This is a genomic window from Stenotrophomonas sp. P5_A9, assembly GCF_056400525.1.
In genome coordinates, this window is record NZ_JBFULC010000084.1 from 1 (window position 1) to 14,614 (window position 14,614).

Below are 14,614 nucleotides of genomic sequence, written 5' to 3' on the forward strand. Positions count from 1 at the left end.
CTACGGTTGGGTGGGTGCTACGGTTGGGTGGGTGGCCGACCAACGGTCGGCTCTACGGGCGAGCGCAGGCGGGGGCTTTTCGGCGACAATGGGCCATTATTTGCCCGAATCCCGCTCCATGTCCCGACTCCAGTTCCAGCTCCAGACCACTGACGGTCGCGCCCGCCGCGGCCGCCTGACCTTCCCGCGCGGTACCGTGGAGACCCCGGCATTCATGCCCGTGGGCACCTATGGCTCGGTCAAGGGCATCCTGCCGGAGCAGATCCGGGCGCTGGGCGCGGAAATCATCCTGGGCAACACCTTCCACCTGTACCTGCGCCCCGGTCTGGACGTGATCGCCGACCACGGCGGTCTGCACGGCTTTGCGCGCTGGGATGGCCCGATCCTGACCGATTCGGGTGGTTTCCAGGTGTTCTCGCTGGCGCACCGCCGCAAGATCACCGAGCAGGGGGTCACCTTCTCCTCGCCGACCGACGGCGCACGCGTCTTCCTCGGGCCGGAAGAAAGCATGCGCATCCAGAAGGTGCTCGACTCGGACATCGTGATGATCTTCGACGAGTGCACCCCGTACCCGGCCACCGAGCCGGTCGCGCGGACCTCGATGGAACTCAGCCTGCGCTGGGCCCAGCGCAGCCGCAACGCGCACGACGAACTGGGCAATGATGCGGCGCTGTTCGGCATCGTCCAGGGCGGGGTCCACCATGACCTGCGCAGCCGCTCGGCCGAGGGCCTGCAGCAGATCGGCTTCGACGGCTACGCCATCGGCGGCCTGGCCGTGGGCGAGCCCGAGCACGAGCGCAACGCCATGCTCGACCACATGCACCCGATCCTGCCCGCCGACCGCCCGCGCTACCTGATGGGCGTGGGCCGCCCGGAGGACCTGGTGGAAGGCGTCGCCCGCGGGGTGGACATGTTCGATTGCGTGATGCCCACCCGCAACGCCCGCAACGGCCACTATTTCACCTCGTTCGGCACCGTGCGCATCCGCAACGCCCGCTACGAGCGCGACATGGACACCATCGAGCCGGGCTGCGGTTGCCACGCCTGCACCAGCGGTTACACCCGCTCGTACCTGCGCCACCTGGACCGCTGCAACGAGATGCTGGCGCCGATGCTGGGGACCATCCACAACCTGTATTACTACGAAAAGCTGATGGCCGACATGCGCGCGGCCATCGCGGCGGGAACCTTTGCCGCCTTCCGCGAGTCCTTCTACGCGGCCCGTGGCGCGGCTACCCCGCCGCTGTAGACCCTCCACGCAGCACCGACCGCCGCGCCGACCCTGCCAAAGGGCCCGAGGACGAACTCCCGGGGCCATGGCATACTTCGTGGCTGACCCGTTTCGCGGCGACACCCAGGCCCACCAGGGCAGGGCGCCTCCCAACCCAAGGACACCAACATGAACCTGATCGCTTTCCTGATTCCTGCCGCCCACGCCCAAGCCGCTGGCGGCCAGCCGGGCGGTGGTATGGGTCTGACCACGCTGCTGTTCCCGATCATCCTGATCGCGATCATGTACTTCCTGATGATCCGCCCGCAGATGAAGCGTCAGAAGGAACACAAGGCGATGCTGGAGAAGATCAAGCGCGGCGACGAAGTGCTGACCAACGGCGGCATCGCCGGCGTGGTCACCGACATCGGCGACAACTTCATCACCATCGAAGTGGCCGACAACGTGCGCATCCGCGTGCAGAAGGGCGCCGTGGGCAACGTGCTGCCGACCGGCACGCTGAAGTCGGCCAACTGAGCCACTCCTTTTCCGAAGCACAACCGCGGCGCCGGGATGGGCGCCGCGCGGGACCCAAGCAATGCTCGAATTTCCACGCTGGAAGTATTTCCTCATCCTGATCGTGCTGGCGCTCAGCACCCTGTACGCGCTGCCCAACGTCTACCAGAAGGACCCGGCCGTCCAGATCACCGCCAACCGTGGCGGGCAGATCGACGACGCGCTGCGTGACCGCGTGCTGGCCGACCTGGCCAAGGCCGGGGTCAAGACCATTGGCGCGGAGAAGGAAGGCGACAGCCTGATCGTCCGCCTGGCCGACCTGCAGTCGCAGGCCGCCGCCAGCGATACCCTGCGCGACAGCGTGGGTGAGGACTATGTGGTGGCCCTGAACCTGGCCTCGACCGTGCCGGAGTGGCTGGCCAAGCTGGGCGGCAGCCCGATGGTGTTGGGCCTGGATCTGCAGGGCGGCGTGCACTTCGTGCTGCAGGTCGACCAGAAGGCCGCGCTGGACAAGCGCCTGGATGCCTACGCCGAAGACGTGCGCAGCAGCCTGCGCGATGCCCGCATCGCCTACCAGTCGGTGGAGCGTCGTGCGGACAACAGCATCATCGCCACCATCAGCCCGTCCGCCGGTGCCGAAGCGGTCACCCGCGCCCGCGAGGTGATGGCCAAGGCGCAGCCGACGCTGGGCTATGAGGTCAACGACAACCGCATCACGGTGAAGGTCCCCGAGGCCGAGCTGACCCAGATCGCCAATGGTGCGATCGAGCAGAACATCAATACGCTGCGCAACCGCGTCAACCAGCTGGGCGTGGCCGAGCCGATCATCCAGCGCCAGGGTGCCGACCGCGTGGTCGTGCAGCTGCCGGGCGTGCAGGACACCGCTGAAGCCAAGCGCATGATCGGTGCCACCGCGACGCTGGAATACCGCGCCGTGGTCGAGGGCAACGCGCAGGACGCGATCGCCAGCGGCCGCATTCCGCCGGAAGCCAAGGTCTACCAGCGCCGTGACAACGGCGGTCCGGTGCTGCTCAACAAGCGAGTGATCGTCACCGGTGACCAGATGGTCGCCGCGCAGGCCACCACCGATCAGAACGGTTCGGCGGCAGTCAGCGTGACGTTGAACAACGTCGGCGGCCAGCGCATGTTCGACTTCACCAGCGCCAACGTGAACAAGCCGATGGCGGTGGTCTACACCGAGCGCATCCCGACCGTGAACATGGTCGATGGCAAGGAAGTGCGCAGCTTCCGGGTCAAGGAGGAAGTGATCTCCGTGGCCAACATCAACGGTGTGTTCGGCAAGAACTTCCAGACCACCGGTCTGGAAAAGAAGGAAGCCGAAGACCTGGCCAAGCTGCTGAAGTCCGGTTCGCTGGCAGCGCCGATGGACTTCGTCGAAGAGCGCGTGGTCGGCCCGAGCCTGGGCGCGGAGAACGTCAAGAACGGCATTACCGCGGTGGTCTACGCGTTCATGTTCACCCTGGTGTTCTTCAGCATCTACTACCGCATGTTCGGCGTGATCACCTCGCTGGCGATGCTGTTCAACCTGCTGATCGTGGTCGCGGTGATGTCTATGTTCGGTGCCACCATGACCCTGCCGGGCTTTGCCGGCCTGGCGTTGTCGGTGGGCCTGTCGGTCGACGCCAACGTGCTGATCAACGAGCGTATCCGCGAAGAGCTGCGTGCCGGCATGCCGGGCAAGACCGCGATCGTGACCGGTTACGAGCGTGCCAGCGGCACCATCCTCGACGCCAACCTGACTGGGTTGATCGTCGGCGTGGCCCTGTATGCGTTTGGTACGGGCCCGCTGAAGGGCTTCGCACTGACCATGATCATCGGCATCTTCGCTTCGATGTTCACGGCAATCACCGTATCGCGCGCCTTGGCGACGCTGATCTACGGCCGCCGCAAGAAGCTCCAGAACGTGGCCATCTGACGGGACGACACGCACAATGAAACTGTTTCCGCTGCACATCCTCCCGAACGACACCAAGATCGATTTCATGCGGTGGCGTCATGCCGCGATGGTCGTGACCCTGCTGCTGTTCGTGGGTTCGATCGCGTTGATCGCGACCAAGGGCTTCAACTACGCGCTGGACTTCACCGGCGGTACGCTGATCGAGGCCCGCTTCGAGCGCAAGGTTGACGTTGAAGACGTCCGCGCCAAGCTCGAGGGCAATGGCTTTGAAGGCGCACAGGTGCAGAGTTTCGGTGGCAACACCGATCTGCTGATCCGCCTGGCACCGCAGGGCGAACACGCACCGGGCACCGGCAATTCGGCCAGTGACCAGCGCACCGCCGCGGCGGTGGTGAAGGCCATTTCCACCGGCGACAACAAGGCAACGGTGCTGCGCAACGAGTTCGTGGGCCCACAGGTCGGCAAGGACCTGGCGATGAACGGTCTGTACGCCACGCTGTTCATGCTGGTGGGCTTCCTGATCTACATCGCGTTCCGCTTCGAGTGGAAGTTCGCCATCACGGCAAGCATCGTGGCGCTGTTCGATCTGCTGGTGACGGTAGCCTACATTTCGGCGATCGGTCGCGAGTTCGACCTGACGGTGCTGGCCGGTCTGCTGTCGGTGATGGGCTTTGCCATCAACGACATCATCGTGGTGTTCGACCGCGTCCGCGAAAACTTCCGCAGCCTGCGCGTGGAGCCGCTGGAGGTGTTGAACCGTTCGATCAACCAGACGCTGTCGCGTACGGTGATMACCGCGGTGATGTTCTTCCTGTCGGCACTGGCGCTGTACATGTACGGCGGTACGTCGATGGAAGGCCTGGCCGAAACCCACATGGTGGGCGCGGTGATCGTGGTGCTGTCCTCGATCCTGGTGGCCGTGCCGATGTTGACCATCGGTGCGCTGCGCGTGACCAAGCAGGACCTGCTGCCCAAGGCCAAGGACATCGAAGCGCTGGAGCGCCGTCCGTAAGTCATCGGTTGCACGCACTACCTGAGAAGCCGCGCCCTGCGCGGCTTTTCTTTTTTTGCAGCAGGCGAGGCAGCGCCAGGAGCGGCGTCTTTGCTCTGTGCGAGGGAGGACGGCGGCCAGCCCCGTGCAGGACACGCCGTAAACCCGTCCGTGGGGGCTCGCGGGCGCCATCCATGGCGCCCGAGGGTCCTGCACGGGGCTGGCCGCCATCCTCCAGACAGTTCTCCGTAACCGGCAACGGATCCAAGCCACGCCCTGTGTTGCGTGGCTACGCGGGCCTATCGCACGCATCAGCGCGCTTGGTAGAGCCGGGCCATGCCCGGCTGCTCTCCCACCCACGCGCGGCCACCTGTCGGGCGAGCGGCGGGGTGGGGTTGGCAGGAGCGTAGGACGCACTGGATGGCGCCCGCGAGCCCCCACGGACGGGTTTACGGCGCGTCCTGCCAAACCCATCCCGTCCCTCGCAAACGCAGTGACAAACGGCCCGCCATACACCCCCGTCGGTTGTACAACGCGCCCCCGCGCACTACGATCCCTTGCGTTCGCGCAGCCGCCACGGTGGCGCGCGTTGCCCCTTTTCATCGCGCAGGCCCGGCCTGCGCCAGTCAATCGAGGTCTCCATGGTCATCAAACCGCGTGTGCGCGGCTTCATCTGCGTCACCACCCATCCTGTCGGCTGCGATGCGGCCGTCAAGCAGCAGATCGAGTACATCCAGTCCAAGCCGAAGATTGCCAACGGCCCGAAGAAGGTCCTGGTGCTGGGTGCATCCACCGGCTACGGCCTGGCAGCGCGCATCACCGCCGCCTTCGGCAGCGATGCGGCCACCCTCGGCGTGTTCTTCGAGCGCCCGGGTACCGAAACCAAGCCCGGCACCGCCGGCTGGTACAACACCGCCGCTTTCCACAAGTACGCCGAACAGGCTGGCCTGTACGCCAAGAGCGTCAACGGCGATGCGTTCTCCGATGAGGTCAAGGCCAAGGTCATCGAGCTGATCAAGCAGGACCTGGGCCAGGTCGACCAGGTCGTGTACAGCCTGGCCGCACCGCGCCGCAAGCATCCCAAGACCGGCGAAGTGATCAGCTCCACGCTCAAGCCGATCGGCGCGCCGATCACCCTGCGCGGGCTGGATACCGACAAGGAAGTGATCACCGAAACCACGATCCAACCGGCCAGCCCGGAAGAAGTCGCCGGTACGGTCGCGGTCATGGGCGGCGAAGACTGGCAGATGTGGATCGATGCGCTGCTGGAGGCCGGCGTGCTGGCGGAAGGCGCCACGACCACCGCCTTCACCTATGTCGGCGAAGAGATCACCCAGGCCATCTACTGGAACGGCTCGATCGGCGCGGCCAAGAAGGACCTGGACACCAAGGTGCTGGGCCTGCGCGCGAAGCTGGAGAAGATCGGCGGCGACGCGCGCGTGTCGGTGCTCAAGGCCGTGGTCACCCAGGCCAGCTCAGCCATTCCGACCATGCCGCTGTACCTGTCGCTGCTGTTCAAGGTCATGAAGGCCAAGGGCACCCACGAGGGCTGCATCGAACAGCTCGATACGCTGTACGACATTCTCTACGGCGGCAAGGACGCGGGCACGGCGATCGAGCGCCTGCGCCATGACCTGGTTGCCGACGGCGGTCGCAAGGTCGAACTGATCGACGAGGCCGGTCGCCTGCGCGCGGATTACAAGGAAATGGCGCTGGAGGTGCAGGGCGAAGTCGTCGCGCTGTGGCCGCAGGTGACCAACGAGAACCTGTACGAGATCAGCGACCTGGCCGGTTACAAGGCGGAGTTCCTGCGCCTGTTCGGGTTTGGCGTGGAAGGCGTGGATTACGACGCCGACGTCGCCACCGACGTGAAGATTCCGAACCTGGTCGAGATGGCCTGATCCGGCGTGCCCGAACAGGCACGCGTGGGTTGCACTGCAAACGCCGGGATTACCCGGCGTTTGTCGTTTCAGTTCCAGCGCGGCGCCCGCCTGCCGTGAGCACCAACGCCAGCATCAGCGCGGCGCCGGCACAGCCGGCCGACAACCAAAGCACGGCGGTCAACCCAAGCCCGTCCACCAGCTGACCACCGCTCCACGATCCCAGCGCGATGCCCACGTTGAACACGCCGACATAGAGCGCGCTGGCAATTTCAACGGCCTGCGGCGCGGCCCGTATCACCCATGTCATCAGGCCAACCGACACCCCGCCATAGGCCAGCCCCCAGACCAGAAGCACGGCCGTGCCGCCGGCTGCGGTGTCGCCGAGGGTGAGGTACAGGAGCGGGGTGAGCAACAGGCCCATCGCAATGGCGGTGATCGTGGCTGCGGGGCGATGGGCCGCCGCGGTGCCGGCGATGAAATTGCCGACGATGCCCGCGATGCCGTAGCCGAACAGCACTGCGCCAACCCAGCGTGGATCCACGCCGGCCATGCTGACCAGTAGCGGCCGCACGAAGGTGAAGGTCATGAAATGCCCACCGACCAGCAGCAACGTGAGCAGCAGTCCTGCCTGCAACGCCCGGTTGCCCAGCTGCCCGCGCAACTGGTGCAGGGTAGGGGAAGACGTTACCGACAGTGTGGGCATCGCCACGAGATGCAGGACCAATACCGCTGCACTGAACAGCGCCATCGCGGCGAAGGCCCATCGCCAGCCGGCCAGGTCGCCGATCCAAGTCCCCAGCGGCACGCCCAGCACCGATGCCGCCGCGACGCCGCCGAAGATGATCGACGTGGCCAGCCCCACGCGTTCGGCCGGCACCAGCCGGGCAGCCAGGCCGCCGGCGATGGCCCAGATGCCCCCCATGCAGAACCCGACCAGGATCCGCGCGGCGAGCAACCAGCGGATGTCCGCCGCCAGCGCCGAGGCCAGGTTGGCGGTCACCAGCAGGGCCAGCAGCCCCGCCAGGATCCAGCGTCGGTCAATACCCCCGGCGCTGATCACCACGATCGGCGCGAACAGGGCCGCCAGCAGCGCAGGCAGCGAGAGGGTCAGCCCCACCGTGCCGGTGCTGGTGTCCAGGTGCTGGGCGATATCGGTCAACAGCCCTACCGGCAGCATTTCGGTGGTCACCACCGCGAAGGTGGCCAGGGCGGCGGCAACAACCGCCAACCACGCGCGTGGTGCATGCGGATGCGCACCGGGAAGCCTGTTCATCGTTCGGATCCTGCAGAAAGGGAGGGGGTCGTTGCGGCGGCGTCGCTTGCGTCGCGCGTCTGCGCGGGGAGGCGCTGATGCGCCCACAGCGCAGTGAGCGCCACCATGGCAGCGCCAGCGACGGCGACGACGAATGCGGCGCGCGCACCGCCGATATCCACGAGCTGGCCGGCGCTTGCCGCGCCTATCGCCACGCCCACGTTGAGCCCGGCCAGCAGCCAGGTCATGCCTTCGGTCAGCCGGTGCGCAGGCACGAGCCGCTCTACGATCGACATCGCTACGATCATGGTCGGAGCGAAGCACACTCCAGCCACCAGCACGGCCACCGCAAGCGCAGCGACGCTGTCCACCCGCAGCAGGGGCAGGGTGGACAGTGCGGTCGCCATGCCACCCAGCAACAGCAGCCGACGCAGTGGCCAATGCAGTGTGACCGCACCGAACAACAGCCCCGCCACGCACGAGCCCAGTGCATAGGCGGACAACACCACGCTGGCGGTGGCGGGAACGCCGCGCTGGTTGGCGAAGGCGACACTGGTGATGTCCACCGTACCGACAATGACGCCCATCGCGACCATCAGCAGCGCCAGCAGGCGCACGTTCCCCACGCTGATCGCCGACCCGTGGCGGTCGCCCGGGTCAACCGGCTGCAGCGGCGGTTCGCTGCCACGCTGCACGGTCAGCGCGGTGACGCCGAGCGCCAGCAGCACGGCGGCGGCGAACAGGCCCGCCAGCGGATCGATCGCCACCGACAGTCCTACCGCCAGCGGCGGACCGGCAATGAAGGTCACTTCATCCAGCACGGTTTCGAGCGAGTAAGCGGTTTGCAGACGTGGTTGCCCCCGGAACATCGCGGCCCAGCGCGCGCGCACCATCGCCGACATGCTTGGCATGCACCCGGCCAGCACCGCGCCGGCAAACAGCGTCCATGCCGGTGCGTGCCGCGCGGCCGCGGCGAGCAGCAGCGCCATGCCCAGCACACTGACCGTCGCGGCGACCGGCAGCACGCGCGATTGCCCGTGGCGGTCCACCTGGCGCGAGATCTGTGGCGAGAGCAGCGCGTAGGTGAGGACGAACGCGGCCGCCACGGTGCCGGCAAGGGCATAGCTGCCGCGCAGTTGCGCGAGCAGAGTGATGATGCCGATACCGGTCATCGGCAGGGGCAGTCGCGCCAGCAGGCCGGCCAGGACGAAGCGCCCCGTTCCGGGGGCGGCAAACAGCGTTCGGTAAGGGGCAAGCATCAACGTTCTCCAGGATTGCGCCATCGGCCGGCACGGGTTCATGCGCATACATACGACGCGTATGAATAAAATCCTATATACATACGTTGTGAATGTAAATAAACATACGAACCGTATGTAAGGAGTTGACCGGATGGCCCGCCGCACCCGTGCCGAGATGCAAGAGACCCGCGCCGCCCTGTTGGCCACCGCGCATGCGGTATTCACCACGCATGGCTATGCCGACGCCTCGATGGACGATCTGACCGCGCAGGCAGGGCTCACCCGTGGCGCGCTTTACCACCACTTCGGCGACAAAAAGGGATTGCTGCAGGCCGTGGTGGCGCAGCTGGATACCGCGATGGATGTCCGACTACAGACGATTTCGGCCACGGCTGCCGATCCGTGGGAAGGCTTTCGCAGCCGCTGCCATGCCTACCTGGAGATGGCCCTGGAGCCGGACATCCAACGCATCGTGCTACGCGATGCGCGTGCGGTCCTGGGCGGCGCATCACCGGAAGCGCAGCGCCATTGCGTCGCCTCGATGCAGGCCCTGCTCGAAAATCTCATGCGCCTTGGCGTGGTGGCGGACGCCAGCCCGCAGGCGCTGGCTTCGCTGATATACGGCAGCCTCGCCGAAGCGGCGTTCTGGATTGCCGAGGGACCCGGGGCGTCGGAACGACTGACGCACGCACAGGCCGCGCTTGATCTGCTGCTGCGCGGCTTGCTTGCCTCCCGTTAGCGGCCGGTCACGACGGCGGGCCGTGACCCGGCATCAGGCGAAATCGAAGTCCATCGCCGGACCGGCCGTGCCGACGAATTCGCCCTGCACGTAGTCCACCCCGGCACTGAACAGCAGGCTCATCGAGTTGGCATCGGCGACGAACTCGGCGATGGTGCGGATGTTGGCCGACTGCGCGCGCGCGGTGATTTCGCTGATCTTCTCGCTGTGCTCGCGGGTGCTGGCGACATCGCGGGTGAAGTCGCGGTCCAGCTTGAGGAACTGCGGCTGGAAATGCGCCAGCAGCTGGAACGAGTCCAGCCCCGAGCCGAACTGCTCCAGCCCGATCTGGCACCCCAGCGGCGCCACCTCGGCGAGGAACTGCTGGGCGTTGCGCAGGTGGGTGAACACCTTGGCTTCCGGGGCGTGCAGCCACAACCGCTCGCCCGGTACGCCGTGCGCCTGCAGTTCGCGGCGCAGGGTGGCGATCATCTGCGGGTCGTTGAACGATTCCGGGGTGATCTTGACCATCATGTAGGTCGGCTTGCCGGCACGCTCGCGCTGGCCGAGCACACCGATCGCATGGGCCACGACCCAGCGGTTGATGTCGGCCAGCAGGCCGTGCTCTTCGGCGATGCCCAGGAACGCGGTCGGGCTGAGCAGCTCGCCGTTGTTTTCCAGGCGCAGGTAGGCCTCGTACAGTTCCAGCGGTTCGCCCTGCAGGTTCAGTGCCGGCTGGTAGTGCAGCTGGAAGCCATCGCCGGCCAGTGCCTCGCGGATGCGCGCGACCCAGCGCTGGATGCGCTCTTCCTCAACCCGATCGACCGCGGCCGGATCGAAGATGCGGGTGGTGTTGCCCAGTTCGGACGCCGCCTGCTGGCATTCGGTGGCACGCGCCAGGACCTGGCCGATGCTGGCGATCTTCTCGCCGACCTGCACGCCGCCGATGCTGACGGTGACCGTGGCCGAACGTTCGCCGATGCTGAACACCTGCGCGGCGAAGGCCTCGCGGATCTGATCGGCCAGTGCCACGGTCTGCGCGTAGGCGCCTTCGGTCAGCACCGCGAAGCTGTGTTCGCCGAAGCGGGCAACCTGGGCCTGCTCGCCCACGCTGTCGGCCAGCACCCGGCCCAGCGCGCCGATCAACGCATCGGCCGAATCCAGCCCGATGTCCGGCAGCAGCCGTGCGTAGTGGTCCGGTTCGATCAGCAGCAGGCCGAACTGGCCCTCGCTGCGGCCGGCCTGGGCGACGGCGTTTTCGACATGCAGCATGAAGGTGGGGCGGTTGAGCAGGCCGGTGACCTGGTCGCGCTGGCGCAGGTCTTCGACCTCGCGGGCCAGCTCCGGGTCGAACTCCATGCGCCGGCGGCGGAACACCACCTGCAGGCAGGATTCGCCTTCATAGCTGGCCTGGGTGAACTCCATGGTCGCCGCGAACACCGCGCCATCCTGGTTGCGCGCGTCCACCTGGTACTGCGGCGGCGGCGCCTCGCCCTTGCTCATCGACTTCAGCAGCTGCTTGAAGCCGTCCACGTGCTGCGGGGCGACCATGTCCAGCAGCGAGATGCCTTCCACGTCGTCGAAGGAGTCGTAGCCGAACATCTCCAGGTACGCCTCGTTGGCGCGGATGTGCATGCCTTCATGGACGTAGGCGATCGGGTCGCGCGAGGAGGAAATCAGCGCATCGCAGCGACGCTCGGTCTCGCGCATCTGCGCCTCGATGCGGCGCAGCCCACGGCGCGCGTGCAGGTCGGTCCACTCGTTGCGCACCACCGCCAGCAGGTGTTCGGGGCGGTTGCGCAGGGCGATCGCACGGATGCCGTTGGCACCGGCTTCGACCCACTCGTTCTCATCGATCGATTCGGCCAGCAGGATCATCGGGATGTCCTTGCCGCTGGCCGCGATCTGCTGGGTCACCTGCAGCAGCGGGATGCTCTGCGCGGGGGCGACGAGCACCAGGTCGATCGGCTGGCTGCCCAGGATCTGGGCCAGCTCCTCGCTGTGCTGCGGGCGCGCCGGGCGCACGGCGATGCCGCTGTTGCGCAGCGTGCTGACGATGGTTTCAGCGTTTTCCCCGCTGTCATCCACGATCAGCAGGCGGACGGTGATGTCATTCGCGTTCTGCATTCACTACTCCCCGGACTGCAAACTTGATACACGATGCGTGTGGATACGTCCATGCGGCAGACGGTAGCCGGTCACGGATCCACGCGATGGTCAGACCACCTGGCCGGCGGCATGGCCGCTGGCCCAGGCCCACTGGAAGTTGTAGCCGCCCAGCCAGCCGGTCACGTCCAGCACTTCCCCCACGAAGTGCAGGCCGGGGACCAACTGCGATTCAAAGGTGCTGGAAGACACCTTGCGGGTGTCCACCCCGCCCAGGGTGACTTCGGCGGTGCGGTAGCCCTCGGTGCCGCTGGCCACCAACGGAAAGCCCTGCAACAGGGCGGCCGCCTCGCGCAGCTGCGGTTCGTCGATCTGCTTGACCGGGCGGTCCGGCAGCCAGTGCTCGCACAGGCGCAGCGCCAGCCGCCGCGGCAGCACCTCCGACAGCACCGTGCGCAGCTCGGCCGCGCCGCGCTCGGCCTTCATCCGGCGCAACCAGGCGTCCGCGTCCTGGCCCGGCAGCAGGTCCAGGCGCAGGTCGTCGCCGGGCTCCCAGAACGAGGAGATCTGCAGGATCGCCGGGCCACTGATGCCGCGGTGGGTAATCAGCATCGAGTTGCGGAATTCCACGTTGTTGCAGCGGGCGGTAATCGGCAGCGCCACGCCGCTGAGGTCGTTGAAACGTTCCTGGTGCTTGCCGCTCAAGGTGAGGGGCACCAGCCCGGCGCGGGTGGGCAGCACCTCGTGGCCGAACTGGCGGGCCAGCTCATAGCCGAAGCCGCTCGCGCCCAGGCTGGGGATGGAGAGCCCGCCGGTGGCCACCACCAGCGAGGCCGCATGGAAATGCCCCTGTGCGGTCTGCACGTGGAAGCCGTCGGCGCCGCGTTCGACCTTGGTCACCGCGCAATCGGTGCGCACCTGGACGCCGGCGGCCTGGCACTCGTCCATCAGCATGCGCACGATCTGCTTGGAGGAGATGTCGCAGAACAGCTGGCCCAGTTCCTTCTCGTGGTAGGCGATGCCGTGGCGCTCGACCATCTCGATGAAGTGCCAGGGCGTGTAGCGCGCCAGTGCCGACTTGCAGAAGTGCGGGTTGGCCGAGAGGAAGTTGGCCGGGGCGGTGCCGGTGTTGGTGAAATTGCAGCGGCCACCGCCGGACATCAGGATCTTCTTGCCGACCTTGTTGGCATGGTCGATCACCTGCACGATGCGTCCGCGCTGGCCCGCCGTGAGCGCGCACATCAGCCCGGCCGCACCGGCCCCGATGACCAGCACGTCGCAGCGGATCACACTCACGCCTGCGCTTTCTGCTTGCGCCAGGTGGGGATGACGCTGAGCTGGGCCTTGTCGGATGTCAGCTGCACTTCGCCGTCCTGGATCTGCACGTCCCATTGCATCGTGCGTTCGATCTGCGCGCCCCATTCGGTGACGAACTCACCGGGCAGGTCCATCACGTCCAGCCCGGACAGCTTCTTCAGCGCCGAGGCGTTGCGGTCCCACCAGATATCGGCCGCGCGGCCACCATAGGTGACCAGCTGCACCGCGCGCGCGCGGCCGGCGGCCTTGCGCAGGCGCGATTCGTCCGGCTGTCCCAGCTCGATCCACAGCTCGATGTCGCCGGTGTAATCACGGCGCCACAGGTCCGGCTCGTCGTCCACGCTCAGGCCACGGCCGAATTCCAGGCGGTCGTCGGCGTTCAGCGCGAACGTCAGCAGCCGCACCATCAAGCGGTCATCGGTCTCGGACGGATGCTGGGCCAGGGTCAGCGTATGGCTGGCGTAATAGCCGCGATCCATGTCGCTGATCTGCAGTTCGGCCTTGCGGATGGTGGCGGTGAGGGCCATGGGGATACCGTAAACAAAGAGCGCCATGATAATGGGTGTGCCATGACCCCGTCCGATCCGATTCCCAGCGCCATCGCCGCCAGCCGCCTGCAACTGCCGCCGGGCGAGTGGGCGAGCCTGCTGGACGGGCTGTGCGCGCGCTTCCCGCGCATCGAGCGGGCGCAGTGGGAGAGCCGGTTCGCGCGCGGGCGGGTGCAGGATGCGCAGGGCAGGGCGCTGGCGCCGGACCGGCCGTGGCAGGTAGGGCTGGAGATCCTGTATTTCCGCGAGGTGGCCGACGAGCCGGCGATTCCGTTCCTCGAATCCATTCTCTATCGGGATGCGGACCTGCTGGTGGCCGACAAGCCGCATTTCCTGCCGGTCACGCCGGCCGGGGGGCATGTGCGGGAAACGCTGCTGGCGCGCCTGGTCGCGCGCACCGGCAACGCCGAGCTGGTGCCGCTGCACCGGCTGGACCGGCTCACCGCCGGGCTGGTGCTGTTCTCGACCCGGCCGGCCACGCGCGACGCCTACCAGCGCCTGTTCCGCGAGCGGCGCATCCACAAGACCTACCAGGCGCTGGCGCCCGCGCTGCCCGCGCTGACGTTCCCGCTGGAGCGGCACAGCCGACTGGTGCCGGGCGATCCGTTCTTCCGCATGGACGAAGCGCCCGGGGAGCCGAATGCGCGGACGCGGATCGAGGTGCTGTATGCCGACGGCCCGATCTGGCACTACCGGCTGCAGCCCGAAACCGGGCGCAAGCACCAGCTGCGCGTGCACATGGCCGCGTTGGGTGCGCCGATCGTGGGCGACGATCTGTATCCGCAGCTGTGCAGGGTGGGGCCGGAGGAGGTCGAAGCGCCGCTGCAGTTGTTGGCGCAGGGGTTGGCGTTTGTCGATCCGTTGAGCGGGGCGCCACGGCAGTTCGCGAGCGAACGCCAGCTCGAGCAGCACCC

Annotated in this window: 12 protein-coding genes; 7 read left to right on the top strand and 5 right to left on the bottom strand. The window is 67.1% G+C overall.

All coding sequences use genetic code 11. The annotated features are described in order from the left end of the window. Positions 1 to 118: 118 nt before the first annotated feature. The 5 genes from tgt to fabV all read left to right on the top strand — a co-directional run bounded on the left by tgt (position 119) and on the right by fabV (position 6,536). Positions 119 to 1,249 (top strand): tRNA guanosine(34) transglycosylase Tgt, encoded by a 1,131-nt coding sequence (gene tgt, locus AC1DR7_RS18570; RefSeq protein ID WP_478051989.1) that lies wholly within the window; start codon positions 119 to 121, stop codon positions 1,247 to 1,249. Positions 1,250 to 1,399: 150 nt separating this feature from the next. Then, complete coding sequence (gene yajC, locus AC1DR7_RS18575; RefSeq protein ID WP_256773999.1) at positions 1,400 to 1,747, top strand: preprotein translocase subunit YajC; 348 nt, start codon at positions 1,400 to 1,402, stop codon at positions 1,745 to 1,747. A 61-nt stretch (positions 1,748 to 1,808) separates the two neighbouring features. Next, positions 1,809 to 3,662 (top strand): protein translocase subunit SecD, encoded by a 1,854-nt coding sequence (gene secD / locus AC1DR7_RS18580; RefSeq protein WP_256773998.1) that lies wholly within the window; start codon positions 1,809 to 1,811, stop codon positions 3,660 to 3,662. Between the two features lie 16 nt (positions 3,663 to 3,678). Further along, on the top strand, positions 3,679 to 4,656 hold the full coding sequence (gene secF / locus AC1DR7_RS18585; protein ID WP_457320823.1) for a protein translocase subunit SecF: 978 nt from the start codon (positions 3,679 to 3,681) through the stop codon (positions 4,654 to 4,656). A 620-nt stretch (positions 4,657 to 5,276) separates the two neighbouring features. Next, on the top strand, positions 5,277 to 6,536 hold the full coding sequence (gene fabV / locus AC1DR7_RS18590) for an enoyl-ACP reductase FabV (RefSeq protein ID WP_478052641.1): 1,260 nt from the start codon (positions 5,277 to 5,279) through the stop codon (positions 6,534 to 6,536). 49 nt (positions 6,537 to 6,585) lie between these two features. Here fabV and AC1DR7_RS18595 read toward each other — a convergent pair whose 3' ends face one another. Together AC1DR7_RS18595 and AC1DR7_RS18600 are read right to left on the bottom strand one after the other, a co-directional pair. After that, a complete protein-coding gene (locus tag AC1DR7_RS18595; protein ID WP_457319363.1) occupies positions 6,586 to 7,791 on the bottom strand; it encodes an MFS transporter in 1,206 nt (401 codons plus the stop codon). After that, positions 7,788 to 9,029 (bottom strand): MFS transporter, encoded by a 1,242-nt coding sequence (locus AC1DR7_RS18600; protein ID WP_478051650.1) that lies wholly within the window; start codon positions 9,027 to 9,029, stop codon positions 7,788 to 7,790. The genes AC1DR7_RS18595 and AC1DR7_RS18600 overlap by 4 nt, the downstream gene beginning before the upstream one ends. 133 nt (positions 9,030 to 9,162) lie before the next feature. Between AC1DR7_RS18600 and AC1DR7_RS18605 the strand changes: the two genes are divergently transcribed. Next, positions 9,163 to 9,750, top strand: a complete 588-nt coding sequence (locus tag AC1DR7_RS18605) for a TetR/AcrR family transcriptional regulator (RefSeq protein ID WP_457319365.1) — start codon at positions 9,163 to 9,165, stop codon at positions 9,748 to 9,750. Positions 9,751 to 9,783: 33 nt separating this feature from the next. Here the strand turns inward: AC1DR7_RS18605 and AC1DR7_RS18610 are convergent, their stop codons facing one another. The 3 genes from AC1DR7_RS18610 to AC1DR7_RS18620 form a co-directional block, all read right to left on the bottom strand. Further along, positions 9,784 to 11,856 (bottom strand): EAL domain-containing response regulator, encoded by a 2,073-nt coding sequence (locus AC1DR7_RS18610; RefSeq protein ID WP_457319366.1) that lies wholly within the window; start codon positions 11,854 to 11,856, stop codon positions 9,784 to 9,786. Positions 11,857 to 11,946: 90 nt separating this feature from the next. Then, complete coding sequence (locus AC1DR7_RS18615; RefSeq protein ID WP_457319367.1) at positions 11,947 to 13,131, bottom strand: BaiN/RdsA family NAD(P)/FAD-dependent oxidoreductase; 1,185 nt, start codon at positions 13,129 to 13,131, stop codon at positions 11,947 to 11,949. Continuing rightward, positions 13,128 to 13,679: a YaeQ family protein gene (locus AC1DR7_RS18620; RefSeq protein ID WP_256773990.1), complete on the bottom strand. Its 552-nt coding sequence runs from the start codon at positions 13,677 to 13,679 to the stop codon at positions 13,128 to 13,130. Before AC1DR7_RS18620 ends, AC1DR7_RS18615 begins: the two co-directional genes overlap by 4 nt. A gap of 42 nt (positions 13,680 to 13,721) precedes the next feature. On the opposite strand from AC1DR7_RS18620, the gene AC1DR7_RS18625 reads away from it, so the two are divergent. After that, on the top strand, positions 13,722 to 14,614 hold an 893-nt coding region (locus AC1DR7_RS18625; protein WP_478076613.1), incomplete at its 3' end, for a pseudouridine synthase.